The sequence below is a fragment of the Streptomyces sp. NPDC057743 genome (assembly GCF_042798755.1).
Lineage (GTDB): Bacteria > Actinomycetota > Actinomycetes > Streptomycetales > Streptomycetaceae > Streptomyces.
The window spans coordinates 109,346-135,031 of the sequence record NZ_JBHVJX010000018.1 but is presented as its reverse complement, the minus strand read 5'-3'; the positions used below and the strand labels follow the sequence as shown (position 1 = coordinate 135,031).

At 72.4% G+C, this 25,686-nt stretch carries 22 protein-coding genes; 10 read left to right on the top strand and 12 right to left on the bottom strand.

All coding sequences use genetic code 11. From position 1 onward, the window contains the following. Window positions 1-5: 5 nt before the first annotated feature. Window positions 6-962: a hypothetical protein gene (locus tag ACFVFQ_RS21995; RefSeq protein ID WP_383418585.1), complete on the top strand. Its 957-nt coding sequence runs from the start codon at window positions 6-8 to the stop codon at window positions 960-962. A 199-nt stretch (window positions 963-1,161) separates the two neighbouring features. Then, complete coding sequence (locus tag ACFVFQ_RS21990; protein ID WP_383418583.1) at window positions 1,162-1,515, top strand: nuclear transport factor 2 family protein; 354 nt, start codon at window positions 1,162-1,164, stop codon at window positions 1,513-1,515. A 12-nt stretch (window positions 1,516-1,527) separates the two neighbouring features. On the opposite strand, the gene ACFVFQ_RS21985 is transcribed toward ACFVFQ_RS21990, so the two are convergent. From ACFVFQ_RS21985 to ACFVFQ_RS21970, 4 genes are all read right to left on the bottom strand, one after another. Next, window positions 1,528-2,652 carry a lactonase family protein gene (locus ACFVFQ_RS21985; RefSeq protein WP_383418581.1) on the bottom strand — a complete coding sequence of 375 codons (1,125 nt, stop codon included), beginning with the start codon at window positions 2,650-2,652 and terminating at the stop codon, window positions 1,528-1,530. A gap of 186 nt (window positions 2,653-2,838) precedes the next feature. After that, window positions 2,839-4,368, bottom strand: coding sequence for an FUSC family protein (locus ACFVFQ_RS21980; RefSeq protein WP_383418579.1), 1,530 nt, complete (start codon window positions 4,366-4,368; stop codon window positions 2,839-2,841). 246 nt (window positions 4,369-4,614) lie between these two features. Continuing rightward, the gene (locus tag ACFVFQ_RS21975) at window positions 4,615-5,016 is read right to left on the bottom strand and encodes a RidA family protein (protein ID WP_383418577.1); all 402 of its coding nucleotides are present in this window, start codon (window positions 5,014-5,016) and stop codon (window positions 4,615-4,617) included. Window positions 5,017-5,113: 97 nt separating this feature from the next. Next, window positions 5,114-5,641, bottom strand: a complete 528-nt coding sequence (locus ACFVFQ_RS21970; protein ID WP_383418575.1) for a GNAT family N-acetyltransferase — start codon at window positions 5,639-5,641, stop codon at window positions 5,114-5,116. A 159-nt stretch (window positions 5,642-5,800) separates the two neighbouring features. Between ACFVFQ_RS21970 and ACFVFQ_RS21965 the strand changes: the two genes are divergently transcribed. After that, window positions 5,801-8,116, top strand: a complete 2,316-nt coding sequence (locus ACFVFQ_RS21965) for a glycoside hydrolase family 3 N-terminal domain-containing protein (protein ID WP_383418573.1) — start codon at window positions 5,801-5,803, stop codon at window positions 8,114-8,116. 25 nt (window positions 8,117-8,141) lie between these two features. On the opposite strand, the gene ACFVFQ_RS21960 is transcribed toward ACFVFQ_RS21965, so the two are convergent. Beyond that, the gene (locus tag ACFVFQ_RS21960; RefSeq protein WP_383418571.1) at window positions 8,142-8,669 is read right to left on the bottom strand and encodes a DUF6624 domain-containing protein; all 528 of its coding nucleotides are present in this window, start codon (window positions 8,667-8,669) and stop codon (window positions 8,142-8,144) included. A gap of 184 nt (window positions 8,670-8,853) precedes the next feature. Between ACFVFQ_RS21960 and ACFVFQ_RS21955 the strand changes: the two genes are divergently transcribed. After that, window positions 8,854-9,336, top strand: a complete 483-nt coding sequence (locus ACFVFQ_RS21955; protein ID WP_383418569.1) for an Lrp/AsnC family transcriptional regulator — start codon at window positions 8,854-8,856, stop codon at window positions 9,334-9,336. A gap of 3 nt (window positions 9,337-9,339) precedes the next feature. After that, the gene (locus ACFVFQ_RS21950; protein WP_383418567.1) at window positions 9,340-10,044 is read left to right on the top strand and encodes an HAD family hydrolase; all 705 of its coding nucleotides are present in this window, start codon (window positions 9,340-9,342) and stop codon (window positions 10,042-10,044) included. Window positions 10,045-10,098: 54 nt separating this feature from the next. Here ACFVFQ_RS21950 and ACFVFQ_RS21945 read toward each other — a convergent pair whose 3' ends face one another. After that, window positions 10,099-11,202: a sugar ABC transporter substrate-binding protein gene (locus tag ACFVFQ_RS21945; RefSeq protein ID WP_383418565.1), complete on the bottom strand. Its 1,104-nt coding sequence runs from the start codon at window positions 11,200-11,202 to the stop codon at window positions 10,099-10,101. A 221-nt stretch (window positions 11,203-11,423) separates the two neighbouring features. Between ACFVFQ_RS21945 and ACFVFQ_RS21940 the strand changes: the two genes are divergently transcribed. Together ACFVFQ_RS21940 and ACFVFQ_RS21935 are read left to right on the top strand one after the other, a co-directional pair. Continuing rightward, window positions 11,424-12,311: a phenylalanine 4-monooxygenase gene (locus ACFVFQ_RS21940; protein WP_383418563.1), complete on the top strand. Its 888-nt coding sequence runs from the start codon at window positions 11,424-11,426 to the stop codon at window positions 12,309-12,311. Window positions 12,312-12,630: 319 nt separating this feature from the next. Then, complete coding sequence (locus ACFVFQ_RS21935; RefSeq protein WP_383418561.1) at window positions 12,631-13,371, top strand: hypothetical protein; 741 nt, start codon at window positions 12,631-12,633, stop codon at window positions 13,369-13,371. 315 nt (window positions 13,372-13,686) lie between these two features. Here the strand turns inward: ACFVFQ_RS21935 and ACFVFQ_RS21930 are convergent, their stop codons facing one another. Both ACFVFQ_RS21930 and ACFVFQ_RS21925 read right to left on the bottom strand, forming a co-directional pair. After that, window positions 13,687-14,439, bottom strand: coding sequence for a PP2C family protein-serine/threonine phosphatase (locus ACFVFQ_RS21930; protein WP_383418558.1), 753 nt, complete (start codon window positions 14,437-14,439; stop codon window positions 13,687-13,689). A gap of 77 nt (window positions 14,440-14,516) precedes the next feature. Next, a complete protein-coding gene (locus ACFVFQ_RS21925) occupies window positions 14,517-15,659 on the bottom strand; it encodes a site-2 protease family protein (RefSeq protein WP_383418556.1) in 1,143 nt (380 codons plus the stop codon). A gap of 233 nt (window positions 15,660-15,892) precedes the next feature. Here ACFVFQ_RS21925 and ACFVFQ_RS21920 point away from each other — a divergent pair, with 233 nt between their 5' ends. After that, window positions 15,893-16,180, top strand: a complete 288-nt coding sequence (locus tag ACFVFQ_RS21920; protein WP_383418553.1) for a hypothetical protein — start codon at window positions 15,893-15,895, stop codon at window positions 16,178-16,180. A 182-nt stretch (window positions 16,181-16,362) separates the two neighbouring features. On the opposite strand, the gene ACFVFQ_RS21915 is transcribed toward ACFVFQ_RS21920, so the two are convergent. The 3 genes from ACFVFQ_RS21915 to ACFVFQ_RS21905 all read right to left on the bottom strand — a co-directional run bounded on the left by ACFVFQ_RS21915 (window position 16,363) and on the right by ACFVFQ_RS21905 (window position 19,639). Further along, window positions 16,363-16,803, bottom strand: a complete 441-nt coding sequence (locus tag ACFVFQ_RS21915; protein WP_383418549.1) for an SRPBCC family protein — start codon at window positions 16,801-16,803, stop codon at window positions 16,363-16,365. A 287-nt stretch (window positions 16,804-17,090) separates the two neighbouring features. After that, window positions 17,091-18,254, bottom strand: coding sequence for a PP2C family protein-serine/threonine phosphatase (locus tag ACFVFQ_RS21910; protein ID WP_383418545.1), 1,164 nt, complete (start codon window positions 18,252-18,254; stop codon window positions 17,091-17,093). 692 nt (window positions 18,255-18,946) lie between these two features. After that, entirely contained in the window at window positions 18,947-19,639 is a 693-nt protein-coding gene (locus ACFVFQ_RS21905; protein WP_383418543.1) for an RraA family protein, read from the bottom strand. A 229-nt stretch (window positions 19,640-19,868) separates the two neighbouring features. Between ACFVFQ_RS21905 and ACFVFQ_RS21900 the strand changes: the two genes are divergently transcribed. Both ACFVFQ_RS21900 and ACFVFQ_RS21895 read left to right on the top strand, forming a co-directional pair. Further along, window positions 19,869-20,627 (top strand): TetR/AcrR family transcriptional regulator, encoded by a 759-nt coding sequence (locus tag ACFVFQ_RS21900; protein ID WP_383418541.1) that lies wholly within the window; start codon window positions 19,869-19,871, stop codon window positions 20,625-20,627. An 84-nt stretch (window positions 20,628-20,711) separates the two neighbouring features. Then, the gene (locus ACFVFQ_RS21895; protein ID WP_383418539.1) at window positions 20,712-22,001 is read left to right on the top strand and encodes a cytochrome P450; all 1,290 of its coding nucleotides are present in this window, start codon (window positions 20,712-20,714) and stop codon (window positions 21,999-22,001) included. Between the two features lie 280 nt (window positions 22,002-22,281). Here the strand turns inward: ACFVFQ_RS21895 and ACFVFQ_RS21890 are convergent, their stop codons facing one another. Beyond that, window positions 22,282-25,674 (bottom strand): CHAT domain-containing protein, encoded by a 3,393-nt coding sequence (locus tag ACFVFQ_RS21890; RefSeq protein ID WP_383418537.1) that lies wholly within the window; start codon window positions 25,672-25,674, stop codon window positions 22,282-22,284. Window positions 25,675-25,686: the final 12 nt, after the last annotated feature.

Below are 25,686 nucleotides of genomic sequence, written 5' to 3'. Positions count from 1 at the left end.
GCGCCATGAGTTCCCCCACTGGGCCCGCACCTGGCTCGCCCCGTATCGACGTCGACTCCCCGAGCCCGGGAGGCGCACCCGGCCTGCCCGTACGAACGCCGCGCAACCGGCCCTCCGGCCGCCATCGCAAGCCGGAGCCGCTCGCCGCACCCGAGGGCGCACCCGCCCTGGTGCTCGCGGTGCCCGGCGCCCCCTCCACCGCCGCGCGCAGCCTGGCGGAGGAGGTCTCCAGCATCGCCCGCTCCGAACTGCCCGGCCTCGACGCGCGGATCGGCTACGTCGACGGCGGGGACGACGAGTTCCCGTCCCTGGAGGCGGTGTTGGCGCAGGCCGCCGCCGAGCAGCAGGCGCGGGCGGCCGAGACCGGGCAGTCCGACCCCGGCCCCGCGGCGGTCGTCGTGCCGCTGCTCGCCGGCCCGGACAGCGCGCTGCTGCGCCGGATACGTCAGGCCATCATGAACAGCGCGTCCGGGGCCGAACTGACCGACGTCCTGGGCCCGCACCCGCTGCTGGCCGAGGCGCTGCACGTCCGGCTGTCCGAGGCGGGGTTGGCCCGCGCGGACCGGGCCCGGCTGTTCACCGTCGCGACCGCCGCGGACGGCATCATCCTCGCCACCGTCGGCGGCGAGGAGGCGGTGCAGGCCGCCGGCATCACCGGCATGCTGCTCTCCGCCCGGCTGGCGGTGCCGGTGCTGGCCGCCGGCCTGGACGAGGAGGGCGCCATCGCCCGCACCGCCGACCAGCTCCGCGCGGCCGGCGCGCAGCAGTTGGCGCTGGCCCCGTACCTGATCGGCCCGGAGCTCGCCGACGGCCTTCTGGGGGCGGCCGCGGCGGAGGCGGGCTGCGCCTCGGCCGAGGCGCTGGGCGCGTACGGCGCGGTGGGCCGGCTGGTGCTGTCCAACTACGCGGCGGCGATGGGGATCACGCTGCCGGGTCAGGGCCTGGGGGCGGCCGCCCGGTAGGACCCCGCCACACCCGTTCACCGAGGGCCGTCCCGCGCCGAGCGCGCCGGGGCGGCCCTCCGCGCTGCGCCCGACTCCCCCGGCGCCGCCGCCTGTTGTTCTTCCGCGCCCGACCGCGCGGCCGATGAGTCTGACCCGTGCGCGTCGTCTACCGTCGTGTGCCCCGTCCAACCCACGCCCCCTCAGCAGGAGGAACGCCATGTCCGACACCACCACGCCCGAGGACGTCGTCCGGGCCGCTTTCGCCGCCTACGCGGCCCAGGACCGACCGGCCATGGAGCGGCTGCTCGCCGAGGAGTTCGTCTTCACCAGCCCACGGGACGACCGCCTCGACCGGGCCGCGTTCCTGGACGTCTGCTTCCCGACCGCGCACCACTTCCGCTCCCAGGAGATCCTCGACGCCGTCCCGTTCGACGACGGCCAGGTCTTCGTCCGCTACGCGTACGAGCTGACGACCGGCGCACGCCACCGCAACGTCGAGGTGATGACGGTGCGCGACGGCCGACTGGTCGAGACCCAGGTGTACTTCGGCGGGCACTTCCCCCAGGGGTGAGCGGCCGGCTCGTCAGGCGAAGACCACGCAGGAGGCGGCCGGCGCCGGTACCGAGCCGGCCCGCTCGGGCACGCCGGTCCGCGGGTCGAGGGTGAACCAGGTGACGTCGCCGGAGCGTTCGTTGGCCGCGTAGAGGTGCCGCCCGTCGGGGTGCAGCGCGAGGTCGCGGGGCCAGTGGCCGCCGCACGGCACGGTGGTGACCAGGGTCGCGGTGCCGGCCAGGGCGTCCAGGGAGAGCACCGCGATGCTGTCGTGGCCCCTGTTGGCCGCCCACCCGAAGCGGCCGTCCCGGGAGAGGACCAGGGCGGACGGGTACGTCGGGTCGGCGCCGGCGGCGCCCTCGGGGAGCAGCGATGTCTCCCCCAGGGGCGTCAGCCGGCCCTGGGTGGCGTCCCAGCGGCAGAGCGTCACCGTGGGGTCGAGTTCGTTGATGACGCAGGCGAGTTGGCCGTCCGGGTGGAAGGCGAGGTGGCGGGGCCCGCTGCCGGGGCGCAGCCGGGTCTCGCCCCGTACGGAGAGCGCCCCGCTGGCCGGGTCGAGGGCGCAGATCCGGACCGAGTCGGTGCCCAGGTCGACGCTGAGCAGCCAACGGCCGCTGGGGTCGGGGCGCACGGCGTGGGCGTGTGGGCCCTCCTGGCGGTCGACCCGCGGGCCGCTGCCCCGGTGGGCGAGGACCCACGGCGGGCCGCCGAGGGTGCCGTCGGCGTGCACGGGGAGCGTACTGACGTCGCCGGAGCTGTAGTTGGCGGTGAGCAGGTGGCTGGCGGTGAGGGTGAGGTGGGTGGGGTCGGCGCCGCCGATGGGGGCGGCGGGGGCGAGGAGTTCGGGGCCCCCGGGGGTGAGGCGGAAGGCGGCGGCCGCGCCGTTGGGGGTCTCGCTGACGGCGTAGAGGCGCCGGCCGTCGGGGGCGGCGACCAGGTAGGAGGGGTTGGGGACGGCGTCGGTGGAGTGCAGTGGGGTCAGCGCACCGGTCGCGGGGTCGACGGCGGCGGTGGTGATGCCGGGGCCGCCGGCCGTGGTGAAGGAGCCGAGGTAGGCGCGGAGTTGGCCTCCGTGCGCCGGTCGGCCGGCGGTCCGCCGTGCCGATGCCGTCGTCGAGTCCGTCGTCGAGTCCGCCGCCGGTTCCGTCGTCGCCACTGGTGGCCGCCCTTCGTCCGTTGCCTGCCCGTTGGGGCCGTCCGGCCGTGGTGGGCGGGCGGCGGTGGGGGCCGGCCGGCCCGTCGCGGTGCTCGCCGTGCGGACGGTGTCCCGTTGTCCCGGCGACGCTAACAGGGCGGGCGGGGGCCGGGGCCGGGGTTGGCCGGGAGGTGCCGTTGGCCCCCGTCAGGCCCCCACCGGAAGCCGGTCGGTCCGGCCGCCGGGGGTCGGCCGGCCCAGGGGGACGGCGAGCGCGAGCAGGGCCTGTTCCAGGGCGTGGAGATGAGCGAGGACGGGGCCGCCGTCGCCGGTGTGCGGCGCCGCTGCCGCCGCGGTCCGCGCGCTGCGGCCGTCGAGCGGGGCGTCGGTGAGCGCCTCGACGGCGGACTCCACCCGCCAGCAGGCCGCGGCGAGCCGGTCGTCGTGCGACGCCTCCGGGTCGGCGGCGACCGTCGCCAGCCCGCGCACCTCGCGGGCGCAGTCGTCGAGCAGCGCGAGCACCTGCCGGGCCCGCCGCTTGCGCGCCCGCAGCGGGTTGAGCGGGTGCACGAGCGGGACGAGGGAGAGCCGCACCCGGTCGAGGATCGCCTCCAACTCGGCGACCCGCGGCGCCGGATCGGCCCCCGGGTCGCCCGCGAGCCGGGCGGCGGCCTCCGCGGTGCAGGCGTGCACGCAGCGCAGGGCCCGCTCGACCCGCTCGTCGGTGATGGCGTGCGTGGTCACCGGCAGCACCAGGAGCACCGCCAGCACCGCGCCCAGGGCGCCGATGACCGTCTCGCCGACCCGCAGCGCGAGCAGCGCCGGATCGAGCACGCCGAGCAGCCCGTACAGCATGCTCGCCAGCACGGTCACGGCGAGCATCATCCAGGTGTAGGAGACGGCGGCGGTGTAGAAGATCCCGAAGACGCTGAGGGCGACGACCACGGCGGCCGCGACCGGCTGGTCGTGCAGCGGCATGGCGACGGCGAAGCCCACGACGACGCCCAGCACGGTGCCGAGGAACCGCCGGAAGCCCCGGATCAGCGTCTCGCCGCGCGAGGTGGTGTTGACGAAGACCCACCAGGTGGCGCCCACGGCCCAGTACCACCGCTGGTCGGACAGCAGATGCCCGGCGGCCAGCGCGGCGGCGGCGCCCGCGGTGGCCTGGACGGCCTGCCGGGTGGTGATCCGCGCCAGGCCCGTGCCGCCGGCCGGGGCGGCCACCGCGGCGGGCGCCGTCGACCGCCGCTCGTAGCACCACGCGCCGAACCGCACCAGCGACGACGCGGTGAGCGCGAGCGCCATGGCGGCGTACAGCTCGGGGAGTTGGGTGGGCACGGTGTGCAGGAACTGCGCCGCGAAGAAGGTCATGAAGGCGAAGACGCCGAGCGAGTGCCCGCGCGGGCCCCAGCGCCGGGCGTACACCCCGGCCCCGACGACGGCGAGGAACGCCAGGTCGCGGACGAGCGGCAGGTCGTGCAGGACGGCCGCGAGCGCGAGCACCGGGAGGCCGACGACCGGCAGCAGCGCGGTCGTCACGGCCTGCCCGCGCACCGTCGGGTCGGCGACGGTGAACAGGGCGAGCATCGCGGCCAGGCCGCCGGTGACGCAGGCCACCAGCGGGAGCCCGGCCGCCCCGCACAGCGCGACGGCGAGCCCGATCCCGATCACGGCCCGGGCCGCGAACCGCAGCCGCATGCGCCCCGGGTCCGGCGCCACGAACGCCCTCTTCAGCAAGTTCCCCCGCCCTTTCGGTACACCGGCGCACCGCGGCAGGACCGCCGATGCACCACAACATGAGAAAGGCGCCGCGGGGATCCGCAGCGCCATCGACGCGTCCATCTCAGCATCAGGGTGGCCGATTGTTCAACAGTGGATGAATGTATTGGGCCAATGGTCCAGTCAGGAGCGGATCGCGGCGTCCGGGAGCGGGCCATCGGACCACTCTGCGGGGCGTCCACCGGACCGGGAGTGGGCAGCGGGTCAGTCGGGGAGGGCCGCGGTGAGGTCCACCTCCACGAGCTGGCCCGGGAAACCCAGTTGTGCCACCCCCAGGAGCGTGCTGGCGGTGGCGAAGGCGGGGCCGAGGGCCGTTGCGTTGAGCCGTCGCCAGGCGGCGCTCAGTTCGGCGGTCTGCTCGCTGCGTACGTAGATCACCGAGCGCACCACGTGCTGCGGTCCGGCGCCCACCTCCGCCAGGGCGACCAGCGCGTTCGCCGCGACCTGGTCGATCTGCGCCGCCAGTCCAGGGCCGACGACGTTGCCCTCGCGGTCGAGCGGGCACTGCCCCGCCAGGTAGGCGGTGCGGCCGGCCTCGACGACGGTGATGTGGTGGTATCCGGGGGTCGGGTGCAGTTGCCGGGGGTTGATCCGGGTGATCGTCATGCCGGGAGTGTGCCGAACCGGCCGCGGGCGTGCGACGCCTTTTCGTCAATCGGCGCCGCGGGACGGCGAGTTCGGGCGCCGCGGGTCCGGGGCCGCCTCACATGGGCGCGGAGAGCAGCCGCACCGGGCCGGGCGGCCAGGCGGCCCCGTCCCGCAGCGGGGTCCACATGGTGCGCAGCGGCATCACGACCGGGCCGGTGGGCTGCTCGACCCGCACCTCGTCCGGGACCTCCCGCCACCCCAGGCGCGCGTAGAGGGCGACCAGCGGCGGGCGGCAGAACAGCAGGGCGTGCGGCGGGCCCATGGTGCGGGCGTGGTCGAGCGCGGCGGCCACCACCCGGCGGGCCAGGCCCCGGCCGCGCACGTCGGGTGCCACGGCCACCCCGCCGACGCCGATCACGGAGGTCTTGGTCCCGCCGAGCACGAGGGGGAGCCGGCGCAGCCCGGCGTGGGCCACCAGGCGATCGCCGAGCCGGACGCCGAAGTGCTCCTCCTTGGGCAGCCAGGTCAGGCCGGCACTGTCGACGCCGAAGGGATCGGGGCCGTCGCCGAGGATCGCGGTCACGTCGTCGCGGGTGTAGGAGTCGAGCCGGCAGGGGGTCAGGTGGGTGTGGTTCTCCGTCATCCCCGCAGCTTGGTCCACGTCGGTTGGCCGGGGCCAGTCCGAGGGGGCGCGGTTCGGCGCAGGACTCCTTGACGGGCAACTGCCCACCACTTACCGTCACTTCAGCTCTTGGCGCCTTGAGAGAACCTTTACCCCTCGATGGATGAAAAAGGTGAAGGCATGGGTGAGCTACGACGTCGTTCCCTACTGGCCGCCGCGGGCGGAACCGCGGCGGCCGCCGGTCTGGCGAACGCCGGAGCGGCCCAGGCGCAGCCGCCTCCCCGGGCCGCGCGGGCGGATGCCGCACCCGCCACCGAGACCGCCCCGCGCCGGCCCGGGCCGTACGACCGCCGGGTCGATGACCTGCTGGCGCGTATGACTGTCGAAGAGAAGCTGGGACAGTTACAGCAGCTCCCCTGGGTCTACGACACGGGGCCGGGCGGGCCGGGTACGAAGGCCGTCGAAGAGGCCGCGCGCAAGGGCCAGTTGGGCTCGGTGCTGAACATCCTCGGCGCGCGGTCCTGCAACGCGCTCCAGCGGATCGCCGTCGAGGAGTCGCGGCTGGGCATCCCGCTGCTGTACGGGCTCGATGTGATCCACGGCTTCTGGACCACGTTCCCCATCCCGCTGGCCCAGGCGGCCAGTTTCGATCCGCGGGTGGCGGCCCGGGACGCGGAGGTGTCCGCCGCGGAGGCCCGCTCCAACGGGGTGCACTGGACCTTCGCCCCCATGATGGACGTGACGCACGAGCCGCGCTGGGGCCGGATCGCCGAGGGCAACGGCGAAGACCCGTATCTGACCTCGGCGTTCGCCGCCGCCAAGGTGCGCGGCTACCAAGGCGACCGGCTCGTGGCCAAGGACCGGATCGCGGCCTGCGCCAAGCACTTCGTGGCGTACGGGGGCGCCGAGGGCGGGCGCGACTACAACACCGTGGACGTGTCGGAGTCCCGGCTGCGCAACCTCTATCTGCCGCCGTTCAAGGCCGCGTTGGACGCCGGTGCGGCGACCGTGATGGCCTCGTTCAACCTCGTCGGCGGGGTCCCGGCGCACGCCAATGGGCACACCCTCACCGACGTCCTCAAGCGGGAGTGGGGCTTCGACGGGATGGTGGTGAGCGACTGGAACGGCGTGCAGGAACTGCTCCCGCACGGGGTCGCCGAGGACGGCGCGGACGCCGCGCGGCTCGCGCTGAACGCCGGCGTCGACATGGAGATGACCAGCACCACCCTGGTCACCCACGGCAAGCGGCTCCTACGGGAGGGCCGGATCGACGCGCGCCGACTGGACGACGCGGTCGCCCGGGTGCTGCGGTTGAAGTACGCGCTGGGGCTGTTCGCGCACCCGTACGTCGACGAGGCGAAGGCGATCGGCGAGCCGTCGGCGGCGGCGCGGGCGGCGGCCCGGGCGGCCGCAAGCCGGTCGATGGTGCTGCTCAAGAACGACCGGGGGGTGCTGCCGCTGCGCGGCTCGGTCCGGTCGATCGCGGTGGTGGGCCCGTTCGGCAACGCAACCGACCTGTTGGGGACCTGGGTGCTGCCGGCGGCGGCCGAGAAGTTCCCGGCCACGACGGTGTTGGACGCCGTGCGCCGCGCGGTGCCGGGCGGCACGGTCCGGCACGCCCGCGGTGTCGACGCGCAGGGCGACGAGGTGCGTGGCATCCCGGAGGCGGTTGCGGCGGCCACCGCCTCCGAGGTCACCGTCGTGGTGGTGGGCGAACCGGCGGCGCTCAGCGGGGAGGCGTCCGCGCGCAGCGACATCGGGCTGCCGGGGGTGCAGCAGCGGCTGGTCGAGGCGATCGCCGGGACCGGCCGGCCGTTCGTGGTGGTGCTGGTCGGTGGGCGGCCGCTGACCATCGGCGGCTGGGTGGACCGCGCCCCGGCCGTGGTCCTGGCCTGGCACCCCGGCATCGAGGGCGGCAACGCGCTGGCCGATGTGCTGTTCGGCAAGGTGAACCCCGGTGGCAAGCTGCCGGTCTCGCTCCCGCGGTCGGTCGGCCAACTCCCCATCCACTACAACCACGAGAACACCGGCCGCCCCTACAACCCCCACGACAAGTTCACCTCGAAGTACCTCGACCTCCCCGACGGGCCCCTCTACCCGTTCGGGTACGGCCTGAGTTACACCACGTTCCGCACCGGCGCGCCCCGGCTCGGCAGCGCCACGATCACGGCCGACGCGCTGCGCGCGGGCGCCTCGGTCGAGGTCACCGCGACCGTCACCAACACCGGCTCCGTGGCCGGCGACGAGGTCGTCCAGCTCTACGTCCACGACCGGGCCGCCAGCATCGCCCAACCGGTGCGCCGGCTCAGGGGCTTCCAACGGGTGACGCTGGCGCCGGGCGCGAGCCGGACCGTGCGGTTCCGGCTGGCGGCCGAGGACCTGGGGTTTTGGAGCAACGCCCCGCACGGCGAGTTCCGGTTGGAGCCCGGCGCCATCGACGTCTACGTGGGCGGCAGTTCGGCCGCCGAGGGCAAGGCCACGCTGACCGTGACCTGACCGGGAAACCGGGCGCGCCGGGCGCTCAGGCGAACTGGGCGACGTACTCGTCGAAGGGCGGGATGCCCACCTCGGCGCGCCGCCGGTCCATCTCCTCGGGGGCCTCGCAGGGCCACGGGATCGGCGCGCCGTCCTGGACGCCGGCGATCTGGGTGCCATAGCGCTGCTCGCGCCCCTCGTTGACCCGGGTGCGGTCGTGGAGGAAGGCGAGGTCGTGCGGGGCCGCGAGGCCTTCGACGACGGCGCGTTCCAGCAGCCGCAGCGCGCGGCGTTGGACGTCCAGTTGGCGATCGGCGTGCTGGGCGATCAGCCAGGCGGCGCGGGCGGCGTCCGGGCCGAAGCGGTCCGCGGTGGGCCAGCCGTGGGCGTCCAGGATCTCGGTGAGGCGGTCGGCGTGCCGGGCGGTGAGCCGGCGCCAGGCCAACTGGTCGGCGAAGTCCGGGCCGTTGGCGCGGGCCGTGGCCGCGTGGTCCGCGGCGGCCATCGCGACCAGTTCGGCGGCCACCGTGGTCAGGGCGTCGTCGGTGTCGGGCGCGGGTGCGTCGTGCGTCATCGGTGCTCCAGAGGTCGGTGGGCCCCGCGTCGGGCCGGGCCCCTCCAACCTAAAGCGGCCAATCGGCACGGAAGATCGTCCTTGGGTACGGTGACGGGAGGGGCCGCGCGGCCGGATAATGGATGTACCCCGCGCGCCCCGACCGTCGTTGCAACACCGTCGACCTCAAGGAGGCCGTGGGCCGATGGCCGTGGACGCGCTGGACGCGAAGATCCTGAAGCTGCTGTTGGAGCAGCCGCGGACGAGCGTGCGGGAGTACGCCCGGGTGCTGGGGGTCGCCCGCGGGACGGTCCAGGCGCGCCTGGACCGCCTGGAGCGGGACGGGGTCATCACCGCCTACAGCCCGCGGCTCTCCCCCGCCGCGCTGGACCACCCGGTGCTGGCCTTCGTGCACATCGAGGTGACGCAGGGGCACCTGGAGGAGGTCGCCGCCGCGCTGGCCGAAGTGCCGCAGATCATCGAGGCGTTCTCGACGACCGGCGGCGGCGATCTGCTGACGCGGGTGGTGGCCCGGGACGCGGCACACCTGGAGGACGTGATCCAGCGGCTGATCAAGCTCCCGGGCGTGGTCCGCACGCGGACGGAGGTGGCGCTGCGCGAGCGGGTGCCGCACCGGATGCTGCCGCTGGTCGAGTCCGTGGGCGGCACGGCCACACAGGCGGGCTGAGCGGTGGCGCACGGCACGGCGGGCGGGCCCGCGCCGGTCATCTTCGACCTCGACGGGACGCTGGTGGACAGCGAGCCCCACTACTTCGAGGCCGGCCGGCGGGTGTTGGCCGACTACGGCGTCACGGACTTCACCTGGGAGCACCATCTGCGCTTCATCGGGATCGGCACCCGCGAGACGCTGACGGCGCTGGCGCGGGAGTACCACATCGACGCCCCGGTGGAGGAGTTGTTGGCCGGGAAGAACCACGCCTATCTGGAACTGGTCCGGACCGGCACGGAAGTGTTCCCGCAGATGCGGGAGCTGGTGGTGCGGCTGGCCGAGGGCGGGCATCCGATGGCGGTGGCGTCCGGCTCGTCGCGGGCCGCGATCGAGGCGGTGCTGGCCGGGGCGGGGCTGGACGCGCTGTTCGCCACGGTGGTGTCGGCGGAGGAGGTGCCGCACGGCAAGCCGGCGCCCGATGTGTTCCTGGAGGCCGCGCGCCGGCTGGGGGCCGAGCCCGCGGCGTGTGTGGTGGTGGAGGACGCGGCGCCCGGGGTGTTGGCGGCGCGGCGGGCCGGGATGCGGTGCATCGCGGTGCCCTATGTGTCCGGAAGCGTCGACGATCCGGCGTTCGCCGGTGCGGGGTTGCTGTTCCCCGGCGGGCAGCGGGAGTTCACCGCGCGGGCGGCGCACGCGTGGATCGACGGGGCGGACCGCTCGGGGTGAGCGGCCCGCCCGGGGCCGGTCGGGTCGGTGCACGCCAGCCGGCCCCGGGGCGGCTCAGCCGATGCCGGCGGAGGCGCACTGCGTGGCCAGGGCGGGAGTGCAGAGCAGGTCGCTGCGCACCACGCCGTCCCGGACGACGGTGTCCTTGAGGTTCTCCTTCGTGACCACGGTGGCCTTGAACTGCTTGGCCGGAATGCCGGACTTGCTGTGGTTCGCCGCGGTGGTGGAGGTGAGGTCGGAGATGCTCTTGCCGCGCAGCAACCGGAAGGCCAGTTCCGCGGCGGTCTCCGCCTCGGGCCGCACTTCCTTGTAAACAGTGAACGCCTGGGTTCCGTCCAACAACCTCTGAAGTGCGGGAAGTTCGGCGTCCTGGCCACCCAGCGGAACATTCTTCACGCCGGCCGACTTCAGCGCCTCGGCGATACCGCCGGCCATGCCGTCATTCGCCGAGTAGACCGCGTCGAAGCCGCGCGGACCACGGGAGTTGATGACATCGGCCATCTCCTTCTTCGCGGTCGCCTCGGACCATTCGGGGACGTCCTTCTCGTAGACGATTTTGCGCACCTTGCCGTCGAGGGCGGCGTGCGCGCCCTTCTTGAAGGCCGGGGCGTTGGGGTCGTCCGGGGAGCCGTTGAACATGACGACATCGGCGCTCGCCGCGCGCGACCCGAGCGCGGCGAGAATTGCCTCGCCCTGGAGCCGGCCGATCTTGTCGTTGTCGTAGGAGACATACGCCGCCACGTTGCCCTCGGCGAGCCGGTCGTAGGCGATGACCTGAACGCCCTGACGTGCGGCGGAGTCCACCCACGCCTTGGCGGCCTGGGCGTCGACCGGGTCGAGGATGATGACCTTGACGCCCTTCTTCACCAGGTCGTCGAACTGGGAGCGTTGGGTATCGACGCTGGACTCGGCGTTTCCGTAGTCCACCGTGCATTGGAGGCAGAGCGCCGCGATGCGCCGGGAAATGATGCGGTGATCGAATTTCTCGTAGCGCGTGGATTTGTTCTCGGGAAGGAGGAGGCCGATGTGGTCCTTCCCCTGGGACGGTTCCTGATGATCGTTTCCGCAGGCCGCCAGGGGCGCGGCGAGGGAAAGCGTCAACACACTGATGAGGACGCCGCGACGTATTGTTGCATTCGTCACATTCGCTGCGCCCATTGCCTTCTTCGGCCTCATGAAAAGTACCTCCACAGGGGCCGCCCTGACTCGGCCCATGAATGGCTGAGTGAACGTCACCGAAGCCCCAATCGTCAAGAAACGAAGCAATAACGATGCCGGATACGGCCATGCATTGAACCACTGAAGGCGACGCGCCCGCCGACTCCCCCCGCCCGCCGCCCGAGGTGATCTCCGCGCGGCCGCTGGGCATGGTCAGCGGTATGAGTACGCCACGGAACCGGACCCCCGTCTCCGCCGAGGGACAACTGGGCCGCGCGAACGACCACCCCGGGCGCCGCGACCGGGAGTACCGAAGCCGCCGGGACGCCCTGGCGGCCCGCGCCGACAACCACCCGGTAGGGGCGCCGTATCCGGGTGTGGAGTACACCGAGGACGAGCACCGGACCTGGCGCACCGTCTACGACGCACTGCTCCCGGAGCACCAGGCGCACGCCTGCCGGCCGGTGTTGGACGCCCTCGCGGACACCGAGATCCCCGCCGATGGGGTCCCGCAGCACGCGGACATCACGCCCGGGCTGACGGCGCGCACCGGGTTCGCGCTCACGCTGGCCGGCGGGGTGGTGCCCAACGAGCGGTTCCTGGGCGCCATGGAGCACGGCTACTTCCATGCGGTGCAGTTCGTACGCCATCCGGACGTGCCCCTCTACACCCCCGAACCGGACGTGCTGCACGACGTGTTCGGGCACGGCATCCATCTGTCGTCACCGCGCATCGCCGAGCTGTACCGGATGTTCGGCCGGGCCGCGAACCGGGTCCGGACCGACGAGGCGCTGGACATTCTGAGCCGGGTGTATTGGTACACCCTCGAATACGGATTGGTCAGCGAATCCGGCGTACCCAAGGCTTTCGGGGCGGCGCTGCTCTCCTCGTACGGGGAGATCGGGGCGCACGAAGGGCGAGAAGTGCGCGAACTGGACGCATGCGCCGCAGCAAGTACGCAGTACGTCATTTCCCGCTATCAGCCGGTTTTGTTCGCGGCGCGCTCCTTCTCCCATCTTGAGGACATACTCGGCACGTTCTGCGCGGAATTCGACGACGACACCGGGCGGCGACTCGGATTGCCGGCGCTGCGCCGCGATCGGGGCTAGGGCGCTTCCTGTCCGATGGGCCAGGGCCGGATAGGCGGTAGTCGGCTTCGTTCCCTTCCCTTCCGTTCCGATCCACTGATCCCCTGGTCCCCCGATCCATTCGGTCAGTCGGTCATTCGATCCGTCGGACCCTCCGTCGCTGGCCAGTGGTCGGTGACCGGTGGCCGCTGTTGCCGCGACGGGCCGCACTCGAACGGTTTGCCCAACGGACGGTGGTTAGCCGCGTGTTAGCGGAGCGTCAGCCTGGCGATAGCCGTCCCGACCAGAGTGTGTGACGTACCAACGAAACAACGGCACCGACCACCCCGGGGGACCCGCCATGAACTCCAACACCACCGTCCGCACCGCTCGTCGCCGCACCCTGCGCATTGCCGCCGCGGCCCTGACCGCGGCCGCCGCCCTTTCCCTGACCGCCTGCTCCGGCTCGGACGCCGGCAACGCGAAGCCCGCGGCCCACACGAACACCGGCACCACCGCCACCGAATCCGGCGGCACGGGCCCCGCCGCCGGAGCGCAGGGCGCCGATGCCCCGGCGGCCCCCGACGCCAAGGCCGACACCACGAAGGACACCAAGGTCGACACCAAGTCGGGCGCTGTGGGCAGGCGATCGGGCGGCTCGCACGGCGCGACGACCAAGGCGGCATCGCCGGTCCGCATCCAGCCGCTGGCGGACGGCAGCAGCAAGGCCGAGATCTACAAGATCGGTGACCAGCAGTACCGCGCCAAGATCGTCAGCCGCGGTTCGGTCCTGGCCACGCTGGAGACGAAGGGCCGCGACACCGGGCTCGACGCCAACGACATGTTCGTCGTGCTCACGTTGGACGGCCAGGTCCACTCCTGGATGGGCGGCGGCCACCAGGGGCCGGGCACCTTCAAGGTCGCGGGCGACTGGACGGTCAAGGTCACGAAGGTCGGCGAACTGCACTACCGCGCCGACATCATCGGCCATGACGGCTCGGTGGACGGCACGCTGGAAACCAAGGGACACGACGACGGGGCCGCCGCCAACGGCGTCTACATGGTGCTCAGCAGCGGCGGAGTGCTCAGCGCCCACGCGTAAGTCCCCGCGCGGCTACGGCGGTAGAGCCACCCCCGTCGGGTGGCTCTTCGGGGGCGAGGGGGATCGAGTGGTGGGTTGGGGTGGGCGGAAGACCGGGTGGCGGGAGGGGTCGGGTCGAGGCGAGTGCCGGCACCAACCGTCTGCGCCCCGGAACGGGGGCGCTCGGGTGGCACGTTGAGCCGAGCGTCCCCCACTCCGCACGCCCCCACTACCGCACAGACATCCCCAACCGACGCAGGCCCGCGCATCGTTGCGCGCCTCCACCCACCAACTAGCCACGCTCATCGCTCCGTTGAGTCTCCGCAGTCCCGCCGCTCACCCCCCGACCCCGACCAACGCCAACGTGATGTTGTCCGGTGCGCCCGCCTCAATGGCCGCCTTCCACAGCTCGAAGACGGCCCGCCCGCCGTCGTGTTCACGCAGCACGGCGGCGATCTCCTCCTCCAGGACCGGGTCGGTGAGCCCGTCCGTACACACCACATAGCGTCGATCCGGGACCAGCGGCACGGTACGAACGTGCGGGGTGACCGCGACGAAACGGCTGGCGCCACCGATCGCCTGGGTCACCAGCGACGTGGTCCGTTGCCCCGCCGGCAGCGGAGGGCTGTCGTCCACGCTCACCTGCCGCAGCCCGTCCTCCCCGGCCTCCAGGACCCGGCTGTCGCCCACGTTGAAGACCAGCAGTGCCTCGGGCAACACGACGGTGCCGGCCACCGTGGTCCCCATCCCGGTCAGCGCCCGGTCCCGCTCGGCCGCCGCGTACACCGCGCGGTTGCACCGGGTCACCGCCGCCCGCACCGTCTCCTCGCTGTCCAGCGTCGGCCCGAGCGCCGCCAGGTGCGCCACGGTCAGCGCGCTGGCGACCTCGCCGCCCGGTTGCCCACCGATGCCGTCGGCGACCGCCACCACCACCGGGCTGCCCAGCGGGAACATCAGCGTCTGGGGGTTCTCGGTCACGGTGCCGCACAGCGTCCACGGCCCCGCGACCAGGCTGTCCTCGTTGTGCTCCCGGATCAGTCCGGGGTGGCTGAGCGCCGTCACCGTGATGTACTGCGCCGCTGTGTCCATGCCGTCGCTCCCTCGCCGGTCGCTCGCGGTGTCCCCCGCCGGTCACGCTCCGTCCCGCCGTGCTCCGGGCCACGTCCTCACCCGGTCCCCGCCCCGGTCCGGCCGCCGCTCAGCGTGTGCCGCCGCATCAGCCGGGACACGTCCTTCGCCGTGATGATCCCCACCAGATGCCCGGCGTCCACGACCAGGATCCGCATCCCGGTCCGCAGCGTCACCCGGTCCATCGCCTCGCTCAACAGATCGTCCGGCGCTGCCACCGCGCACTGGGACATCGGTACGGCGACGTCCCGAACCCGCAGCTCCACCCGCTGGGCGACGGGTATCGACGCCAGCCTGCGGACCTGCACCAGGCCGCTCGGCCGCCCCTCGAAGTCCAGCAGCGGAACGACGGAGTGCCCGGTCGTCACCGCCACCTCGTCGATGAACCGCTGCACCGTCAGCCAGTCCGCCCCGGTCACCACGGGAGCCGACATGGCATCGGCCGCCCGCACCCCGCGCAGCGCCGTCTGCATCGCCGCCCGTCGTCGCTCGGACCCGGCAACGACCATGATGAACAGCCCGATCAGGGCCAGCCACAGCCCGCTCGGCAACCCGCGCAACACTGCGAACCAGCCGGCCGCCACCAGCAGCACGCCCATCACCTGGCCGCCCCGGGACGCCGCGATATCCGCGCGGTCCCGGTCTCCGGTGCGCCACCACAGCAACGCCTGCACCACCCGCCCCCCGTCGAGCGGGACGGCCGGCAGCAGATTGAACACGCCCAGGAGAACATTGGCCCAGCCCAGCCACACCAGCACGACCGCCGGCACCGCCCACAGCGACAGCACATGCAACCCGAAGCCGGCGCCCAGCGCGATACCCCCGATGAGCAGGCTGGTGAGCGGTCCGCTGATGGCGACCGCAAAGGCCGCGGCCGCGGTCTGCGGCCGCCCCATCCGCGTTATCCCGCCCAGCGCCCACAGGGTCACGTCCTCAACGGATATCTGCTTCCGGCGTGCGATCGCGGCGTGTGCCGTCTCGTGCAGCAGCAGACTGCCGGTGAGCAACGCGGCCCCGACGACCCCGGCCAGGGCGTAGACGACAGCGGAACGTCCCGGGGCGATCACCGGCAGCGTCTGCCGCCCGAGGCCGTACGCGAACAGCACCACCAGCAGGGGCACGCTCCAGTGCATCCGCAGCGGCACCCCGACCACATGCCCGATCCGGACCGAGCCGTTCATCGCCGTCTCCCGCCGGCCCGGGCACTGGTTCCTCCGGGCGGGGCCTCACGCCCCGCGCTCCGCGGACCGCCCGGCGCGGCACTCACCACAATTGTCGCTCGCCACCCCGCCACCGGCCGAGGTCTCCCCCACCAGCCTGCTACCCGGCACCGAACTAATCTGGAGGTGCGGTCGCTCGTGCGGCGACCGTTGTAGCGGAACGCGCACCGCCCCGGGCACGGGAGGCGAGGACCATGGGACGCAGCCACCACTTCCACCTCGACCAGGGCGGCCACTCGATCACCGTGAACGTAGGCCCCGGCCGCGACGGCGAGATTGAACTCCTGGTCAACGGCAAGGTCGTCGCCTACCAGCGGGAGCACGGCACCGGCCTGAACCTCCTGACCGGCGAACTCCCCGACGAACCCGTCCGGATCTTCCGCGTCCGCATCCGCGAACCCCGGCTCGTCCCCACCGCACCCCGCTGCACCCTCGAACTCGACGGGGTGGAACACCCCATGCCAGAACGCCATCTCGTCTGACCCCACGTCGAAACCCCGGTCGAAACCCACGCCCAAGCCCCCTCTGCCACGTGCGTCTTCAAGTCGTCCGGCCGAGGTCGCGCAGCGGCGCTGCCCGGCCCCTCGTTCCGCTACTGCCGGCGAACGCCCGGTAGCGCCGCCGACGTTGACCGCTTCCGTTCCCCCTCTCCGTCACTCCGCGCTCACTTGGCCTTGCCCTCCGCTTCCACCAGCTCCTTGAACTGCTGGAGATCGCTGCGTACGCCCCGCTCGATCGCGACGGCCTGCGCGAACCCATGGGGCCCGCCGAAACTCTCCTTGATCGTGCCCGGGTCGTACTCGAACCGGGCCTGGAGCCGGGTGTGGCCCCGGTCGATGGGCAGCAGCGAGAACGTCCCGGCAAGGTCGGGGCCGCTCGTGGTCTGCCACGTCATCACGTTCTCCATCTCGCGGTCGACGATCTCGACCTCGAACTCCTGCGCCCGGCCGCCCGCTTCAACGTCCAGGTGCGCCCGTCGCTCGCCCTCCGGCCGGGCCTGCCGGACGCCGTTCAGGAACCGTGGATAGCTCTCCGCGCGGTGCAGGCAATCCCAGGCCGTTTCGAGCGGAGCACCGATGTCGATGTGTTCTTCGAGAGTGCTCATCGGACACCTCACAGCTTGCTTCGCACCCCCCTAATTACGCTTCCAGGTTCCTCCGCCCGGCGGCCGGAAGCGACCCGAGTTCGAACCGGCCCGGTGCACTCTCGTCTCCCCCTAACTCTCCAGCGCTCTCCCCTCCTCGTGTCCCTCCTGCTCCCCTGCTCCCCTCCCCTCCCCCTCCCCTCCTCATCGCCCGGCCTTGCTCGCGGGACGCCGGGCCTGTGCCATCGATGTCCGGCCACCCGCCGACGCGCCGCCGTCCGACGAGCCGCCGTCCGATGTCCCGGGTACTACTCCGGCTCCTCGACGCGCGGTGCGATCGCGAGGATCGCCACGTCGTCGTGGAGGATGCGCGTGTGGCGGGGCAGATCGGCGTTGAGGAAGTCGATGACATCGGCCGGCCCCGGGGCCGGCCTGCCGCCGAACCGCTGGATGAGGCGGTCCAGCAGCGGATAGAACGCCCCGGTGTGGTCCCGGGCCTCGATCAGCCCGTCGGTGCAGAGCAGCAGCACATCGCCGTGGGCGAAGCGGTGCGTGTACGACACCGGTGGCTCCGCGGACAACCCGCCCAGTCCCAGCGGCAGGGCTGGCGGCCCGGTGAGCGCGGTCACCTCCCCTCCCGAGATCAGCACCGGCTCGATGTGCCCGTGGTTGATGATCGTCACTTGCTGGGCCCGGGCGTCGTACTCGACCAGGGCAGCGGTCACGAAGAGTTCGTCGTCGGGGATCTCCGCCGCCTCGTGGGCCAACCGACGCTCCATCCGGGCGGCCACCGCCAGCAGGTCCCCGGGGTCGTAGGCCGCCTCGCGGAAGCTGCCGAGGATGTCGGCGACCGTACGGACCGCCTGGAGCCCCTTGCCGCGGACGTCGCCGATGATGGCCCGCTCGCCGGCCGGGGTGGCACGGATGTCATAGAGGTCCCCGCCCACCATGGTGCCGATCTCCCCGGACCGGTAGAGACCGGCCGCCAGCACCTTGCCGACCCGATGGGGAACCGGCCGCAGCAGGGTCCGCATCAGCGCCTCGGCCACCGAGTTGACGCGCACCAAGTGCCGTTGCTGGCGCCGTCGGTACCCGGCCAGCGCCACGCCCATGATCCCGACGACGAGGGTGGAGATATACGTCGCTACATAGTGATTCCCCCACAGTTGATGGATGTTGTGGCCCGTGCAGCACGGGGTGCCCGCGAGCACGCCCTCCAGGACGACGGCGAAGACGGTGACGACGGCGACGCCTACCGGGCCGTGGGTGAAGGCCGCGAGTACCGGCACGGCGATCAGCAGGGAGCTGACCGCCCACTGTGTGGGCGTCACGAACTCCAGTAGCAGCACGATCAGTACGTACAGGGCGGGCAGCCATCGCATCCAGGCGGGGACCGTCGGCGCCTCAAAGCCGTTGCTGTCCACCAGTCCGGAGAGCCGCTGGGTCGGCCGGCCGCGGCCCGACTGGTTCACGACGGCGGCTCCCGCCGCGCCGCGGGGACCGGACTCGTCAACGCCGTCACCCTCGTCTTCCGCGCCACCGCTCAACGACCCATTCACGCGACCTGTTCAACAGGGGCTCCCGCCATGGACTCCTGTTACGACCGTGCTCAAGGTCCACAGCCTGACGCCCCCGAACAGCCAACCCGACGATTACGCCATCGGCGGCATGTCACCTCCCTTCGGCCGCCAGGCGGACCCCGGCGTCGTCGGGTCGCTGGTCCGTTCCAGGTCTCAGCCTCGTTGGTGCGGTGGCGTGAGTGGTGGCGAGGGGCTGTGAGGAGGGTGAAGTCCCGCCGGGCAGGGAGGAATTGCGGGGTGTGGTCGACGTTGATGCCGCGGTCAGCGTTGTCGGTGTGGTTGGTGTGGTTGACGTGGTCAGCATTGTTGGTGTGGTCGGTGTGGCTGGTGTGAGCGGTGCGGGTGGTGTCGTGGGGATCGGTTGGCGTGCTTCGGTGCTGATCATGGTGGCCCCCTATCGGACATTGGGTATCGGATGGTGGATGAGTGCGTCGGGCGGGTGTGCTTGCCGTGCCCGGCCGATGCACTCAACTGTCCGCTATTCGGCGGCCGTTGGCGTCAAACCGTGGGTGGTAGTGCGGAGTCAACCCCTGGTCGTACGGGGGCGGTAGTCGCATGCCGGAGGTTGATGGCCGGCCGGGCGACTACTCCTCCACGGCTCCGTCGATGCGGCGGAGGTGCTGTCGGAACGAGTAGTTCGGGTCGGCGGTGCGGCGGGTGAGGTAGTCGTCGAAGGCGGTCTGTTGGCGGAGGGTCTCGCCCGCGACGATCCTGCGGGCCTGTTCGCGCTCGGTCTCCCAGATCGTGCGGGCCGTGTCCAGTACGGCCTCGACGCGGTCCGCGGGGACGAACAGCACGCCGTCGTCGTCGCCGAAGACCGTGTCCTCGGCGGTGACCCGGTGGGGGCCGAAGCGGGCGCTGACCAGGGCGTCCGGCTCCCGGTCGGTGAGTCGGACCGGGCCCGGCGCCAGGCGGCCGTAGCTGAACACCGGCAGGCCGATCTCCACCAGTTCCGGGGTGTCCCGGTGCAGCCCCCAGATCACCACGCCGGCCAGTCCCGCGGCGCGTGCTTCGAGGGCCAGCAGGTCGCCGACGCACGCCTCGTCCTGGCGACCGCCGTTGTCGATGACCAGGACGTCGCCGGGTCGGGCGTCGGTGAACGCCTCCAGGAAGATGTCGACGCTCCCGTAGTGCCGGGCGGGCAGCGCGCGTCCGGCGACCCGGTGACCGGGAACCACGGCGCCGACTCCGGGCGGCGCGGCGCGCAGCGGTACGCCGAGCCGCACGCAAGCGTCGGCCACCAGGGGCGTGGACAGCTCAGCGAAGGACTTGACCATGGCGTTCTCCTCGGATCGGCCCCGTCGCCGCCTCGGAGCGGTCGGCGCGGGGTGCGGTGAACGGTGCCATGATCCCCGGCCGTTCGGGCCCCGTACAGATCGGCGCCCAACTCCCTTGGCAGTGGCCGCGAGTGGCCGAAATCCTCCCTACCGACCCGATGGTTCCGGTCGTACTTTGACTCCGTGACCAGATTCGAAATCTGGTCACGAACGAGGAGGGAGAGGGGACTTGGAACGGGCCGAGCGCGGTCAGCGCATCCTGGAGGCGGCCGGGGAACTGCTGCTTGCCTGGGGATACCGGCGGGTGACGATCGACGAGATCGCCCGGCGGGCCAAGGTCGGCAAGGGCACGGTCTATCTGCACTGGAAGACCAAGGACTCGCTGCTGCTGGCCGTCGTGCTCAACGTCAAATGGCGCAGTCAGCGGCAGCACTTGACCCGTATGCGGTCCGATCCGCTGGAGATCCTGCCAAGCCGGACGATGCGCAGTTACTACGGCGACTTCCTCAAGGAGCCGGTGTTGCGCGCCGTGCACACCGAGGACGTCGATATCCTCGGCCGGCTCAGCGACACCGCCAAAAAGGAATTCGCTGAGCTGATGGCGCTCAGCGACCAGGTTCTGCTGCGCTATCTCGAAGTGCTGCGGCACCACGGGCTGGTCCGTTCCGATCTCGACGTGCAGCACCAGCAATACGCGTTGCTGTCCACGTCCACCGGGTTCTTCATGGCCGAGGCCATGCTCTACGACCGGGCACCGGAGAATCCGGAGGTCCGCGGTGACCTCCTCGCCGAGACCCTCCGCAGGATGCTGGAAACGTCGCCGGAGGAATTCCGCGCGCCGCGGACCGAGAGTAATTCCCTTGCCAATTCGCTGCGTTACGGCAGCATGGAGGAGGCAGTGGCCGCCGCCGCGCCCGAAGTCATCGCGCTGTACGAGCAGTTGGAGGAATGCAGCGCCGCGGAGATGCGCCGGCAACTGCGCGAGTGACCTCCCCTGCGGGCCGCGGGCCCGCCCCAGCCGCGGCCCCGTCGCGGCTCCGTTTCGCCCAGGCTCATTTCACAGGAGAGAGACATGACCGAATTGGCGGACTCCCCCTTCAACGAACACGTCGGCAAACACCCCGGCGAGCCGAACGTGATGGAACCGGCCCTGCTCACCGATCCGTTCACCGGATACGGCGAGTTGCGCGAGCAGGGCCCGGTGGTCCGCGGCCGCTTCGTCGACGACACCCCCGTGTGGTTCATCACCCGCTTCGACGAGGCCCGCGCGGTTCTGCGCGACCATCGGTTCGCCAACAGCCCCGCCTTTGCACAGGACGCCGGGGACGGGGGAAATCCGCGCAATCGCCTGATGGACATGATGGGGCTGCCCGAGCACTACCGAGTCTATCTCGACGGCTCCATCCTCACCATGGACGCCCCTGACCACACCCGGCTGCGGCGGCTGGTCTCCCGCGCCTTCACCGCCCGCAAGATCACCGATATGCGGCCCCGGGTGGAGGCCATCGCGGACGATCTGCTGAGCCGGCTCCCGGAGCACGCCGAGGACGGGGTCGTCGACCTCATCACGCACTTCGCCTATCCGTTGCCCATCACGGTCATCTGCGAACTGGTGGGAATCCCGGAAGCGGACCGGCCGCAGTGGCGTGCCTGGAGCTCCCAACTCTCCTCGCTGCGGCCGGATCGGCTCAAGGATTCGTTCCCGGCGATGATCGACCACATTCACGAGCTCATCCGTGAACGGCGCGCGACGCTCAGCGACGACCTGCTCAGCGAACTGATCCGCGCGCACGACGACGACGGCAGCCGGCTCAGCGACGTCGAAATGGTCACGCTGGTCCTGACCCTGGTCATCGCGGGGCACGAGACCACCGCCCACCTCATCACCAACGGCACGGCCGCACTGCTCACTCACCCCGACCAGTTGCAGCTGCTGAAGTCGGATCCGGGGCTGCTCCCCCGCGCGGTGCACGAGCTGATGCGCTGGTGCGGCCCGGTGCAGCTGACGCAGCTGCGCTACGCCACCGAGGACACCGAGGTGGCGGGCGTGCGGATCGCGAAGGGCGAAGCCGTCATGCCCATCCTGGTTGCGGCGAACCACGACCCCCGCCACTACGCCGACCCCGCCCGGCTCGATGTCACCCGCCACCCGGCTGGCCGGGCCGAGGACCACGTCGGTTTCGGCCACGGCATGCACTACTGCCTGGGGGCCAGCCTGGCCCGGCAGGAGGGCGAGGTGGCCTTCGGCAAGCTACTCACGCACTATCCGGACGTGTCGCTGGCGGTGGCGCCGGAGGAGCTCCGACGCATACCGCTGCCGGGCAACTGGCGGCTGAGCGAGCTCCCGATCCGGCTCGGCTGAGCCCTCGGGGCACGGGCCGGGCTCCTCCACTCCTCTCCGTGGGGCGACGGAGCCCGGTTCCGCCGTGGGGCGGCGCGGCCGGGTGGGATTGGCTTGGCTTGATGCGGCTTAGTCTGTTGCGAATTGGATTGATACGGCTGGGCTTGTTGTGGATTGACCTTGTTGTGGTTTGGCGGGGCGTGGTGTGTGGCGGTGTGCGGTGCGGGGTCATCCTTCGTTGGGCGGGGAACGTCGGTTGGAAGGCGTCGGGTTGGGCTCCGGGCCGGGAGGCGGTGCTTCTCTACGGGCCGTAGTGGGCGTGGGCCGCCCATTGGTTCGGTTGCGTGGGGGCGTTCGCCCGGAGGGTGCGGACGGTCTGGTGGAGGGCGCGGGCGGGGGTGGGTTGGAGGCTGGCGTGGAAGAGGCGAGCGGTGTGGGTGGCGATGGTGTCCGTTACGGGCCAGAGGGGCGCGACGACCTGGGTGAAGCCGGCGAGGTGCATGGCGGCACCGAGGTGGACGGCTTCGTCGGCGAGGCGGTCGGGGTCGGTGGTGGTGCAGGTCGAGAGGTAGCAGAACTCGGCGTCGGTGAGACGGAGTCGGGATATCTCGGAGAGGGTGAGCGGCTGGTCGTGGAGGACCAGGTGGTCGATGTGGGGGTGGGTCGGGTCGGCGACCGTATGGCCGGCGAAGTGGAGGTGGCTGGTAGTGGGGAGGGCCGCCAACAGCCTTGTGTGGGTGGCTTCTTCGTCGTCTAGCAGCAGGGTGTCGGGGCCGTAGTGGTGGGCGGCGTCCTGGGCCTCGGTCGGGGCGCCGGGCAAGGGTGCGAAGCCCAGGGTGCGGGACATCGCCACCGCCAGGGGTGCGAGCGGGCGCGGCTGTGTGCCTCGGCGGGAGGCGGTGCGGACGGCCACGGCGAGTGCCGCGATGGTCGGGGTGTAGGAGGGGACCGCGCGGTCGAGGAGGGTGCGGGTGCCGTCCGGGTCGGTGTGGTGGCCGGCGGCGTGCAGCGGGAGCAGGGCCAGGGGGCCGGTGGCGGAGAGCCAGATGCGGGGCAGTTGAGCGGCGTCGGTGTGGTGGTCGAGGGCGTGGTGGTCGGGGGTGTGGGCGAGGTGGTTGAGGACGGGGAAGGCCGTGGTGTCCCAGAGCCATTCCAGCGTTGCGCGGAGGTACACCTGGGCTGCGTGACTCTCGGCCGGTGCAGCGTCGGGGCTCTCGGCGGTGCGCCATGCCTCGACGAAGCGTGCGGCGCGGGTCTTCGCCTCGTCGTACGAGAGGCCAGGGAGCGGTACGGCGGTCACTCCGCTGCTGGTGAGGATCAGCGCGTCACAGCGCAGCGGGCTGGTGTTGACGGTCACCACCGGGCCGCCGGCGGCCGCCGGGCGGAGTGCGGCGAGCCGTGGCGGTCTGCGGAAGCCGTCCAGGCCGGGCAGGTGGCGGATCTCGGCGAGCAACGCGTTCCACTGCTCAGCCAGTTGGTGGCGCCGGTCGAAGGTGGCCGGGGCGGTGGCGAGGGCGATGCGCAGCTCCGCCAATCGGGCCGCGAGCTGCGGGGCGGTGGCCCGGAGGCCCTCGGCCTCGCCGTGGAATCCGAGGGCGCTGGTGAGCAGGGTGCCGCGGGCCCGTTCGAGGAGTTCCAGGGCGCGGGCGGGGGCGTCGGGGCCGCCTGCAGTGAGGACGGCCGCCGCTGTGTCGGCAGCCAGGCCGCGGGCGTGCCCGTTCAGTTGGGTCTCCGAGGTGCTGCCGTGTAGTTGGTGGGGCACGACCTGGGGTAGCGGCGCGACGGCCCGGGCGTACGCCGCGGCGGCCTCCCGGTGACGGCCGGTGGCGGTCGCCAGCTCCGCCAACGCGCGGTGGAGCCGGACCAGTTCGTGCGGAGGTCCGGTGGCGTTACGGGCGGTGGCCTCGGCGAAGGCGTGTGCCTCCCGCAGGAGCTTGGTCTCCGGTGCGTCGCCCTCGGTGTGCCGTTGGCGTTCCAGGAGGGCGGCGGTCAGGTGGGCCAGCATGCCCGAGCGGATGCCGTGGGTGGGGCGGGCAGTCTCAATGGCCTCGCGCAGCAGGGCAATCGCCTCGTCGAGGGCTTCCGGGCGACCGGTCCGACGGGCCCGCTCGCGCAGGCTGCGGGCGAGGTCGCGGAGGTAGCCGGGCCGTTGCGGGTCGTCGGCCCCGCACACCGCCACCGCTTCGCGGTGCACCGCGATCGCCTCGCGCAATGAGGGCGGTTCGGCGGGCCGTTGGTCGGCCGGGGTGGGGGCAAGGTAGGTGGAGTGGGCGGGGCCATCAGGTGGGGCGAAGTGGCTGGCCTGGTCGGGAGGATCGGGAGGGTCGGGGTGGACCGGGCTGTTGGGCTGGTCGAAGTGGTCGGCCTGGTCGGGGTCGTCGAGGTGGTCGCCGGTGAGGGTCTCGGCGCAGTGGTCGTGGAGGGCGTTGCCCAGGCGGCTGAGGGCGCTCGCCAGGGCGGTGGGGTTGCCGCGGCGGGCCCGTCGTTCCTCGGCCGCCTGGCGGTACAGCGCGATGGCGTCATGCAGCACGTCCGCCAGCCCGGTGCGCCGATATTGGGCGTGCAGCACCTCCGCGTGGTGGTCGAGGACCCCGTCCCGGCCCGGGGCGGGGAGCGGTTGGGGCTCGCCGCGGACCAGTTGCACGGCCTCGTCCAGTGCGGCTCCATCGCCGGTGGCCCGATGGCGCTTCACCAACAGGCCGGCCAGGCGGGCCCGGTAGGGCGTGACGTCCGGGGAGCCGGCGGGGGCAGCCCGGACGGCGCCGCGGCAGGCGTCGATCGCCGCGCTGAGATCGGCGATGGTGCCGGTGACGTCGTGGCGCAGCGACAGGTGCAGGCCGAAGGCGTCCAGTCGGGCCGCCAACCGCTCGCTGTCCGGCGGGGTGTGTCGGAGGGCTTCCCGGCCGCGGTCGATCGCCTCGTCGAGGTCGTGGCGCTCGTGGGTGTGCCGGTAGTGGTCGCCGATCACCTGGGCGTGGTGGGCGACGGCGTCTGCCCATTGCGCTCCGCCGGCGGGGATGAGCAGCAGCAACTCGCGGCCGAGGCGGACGGCCTCGGCCAGCGCGGCGGCGTCGCCCGTCTCGCGGTACGCCGTCTGGAGGGTGACCGTCAGCAGGCGCAAGGAGCGTACGCGGTCCGGACGGTGACGTGGTGTCAGTTCGAGGAAGGGGCGGAGGACCGCGGCGTCCCGGTGTGGTCGACCGCCACGAGGATCGAGCCCGCGGGCGGCCGTGACGAACTCCTGGGAGAGTTCCTCCCGTCGTCGCAGGCCGGCGAGCACCTGGCGGCGCACCTCCCGGGGCACCCTGGGGCCGTTCAGACGGCGCCCGGACCGCAGCGCCTCCAGTACCGCGGCGGCCTCGGACGGCACCGCGTCCCGCTCCCGGGCGTAGACGTGGGCCAACGGCCTTAGGGACGCCTCCCGTTCGGCGTGATACGCGCCCTCTGCGCCGGCGACGTGCTGGAGCCAGCGGGCCATGCCGATCGCGTGCAGGGCCGCGAGGTCCGGCCAGTTGGTGTCGGCCGTGGTGATCACCAGCCGGGTGATCGAACCCTGTCGTTCCAGCAGCCGGAGCTCGGCGAGATCGCCGGTGTCGCGGACGGCGGCGATGGCGTGCCGCACCGCGATGAGCAGCCGGTCCCGTGAACCGTCCCGTGAGGAGTCCCTCGCCGGGTCCCGTGAAAGCTCTCGCATGGCGCCTCCGTT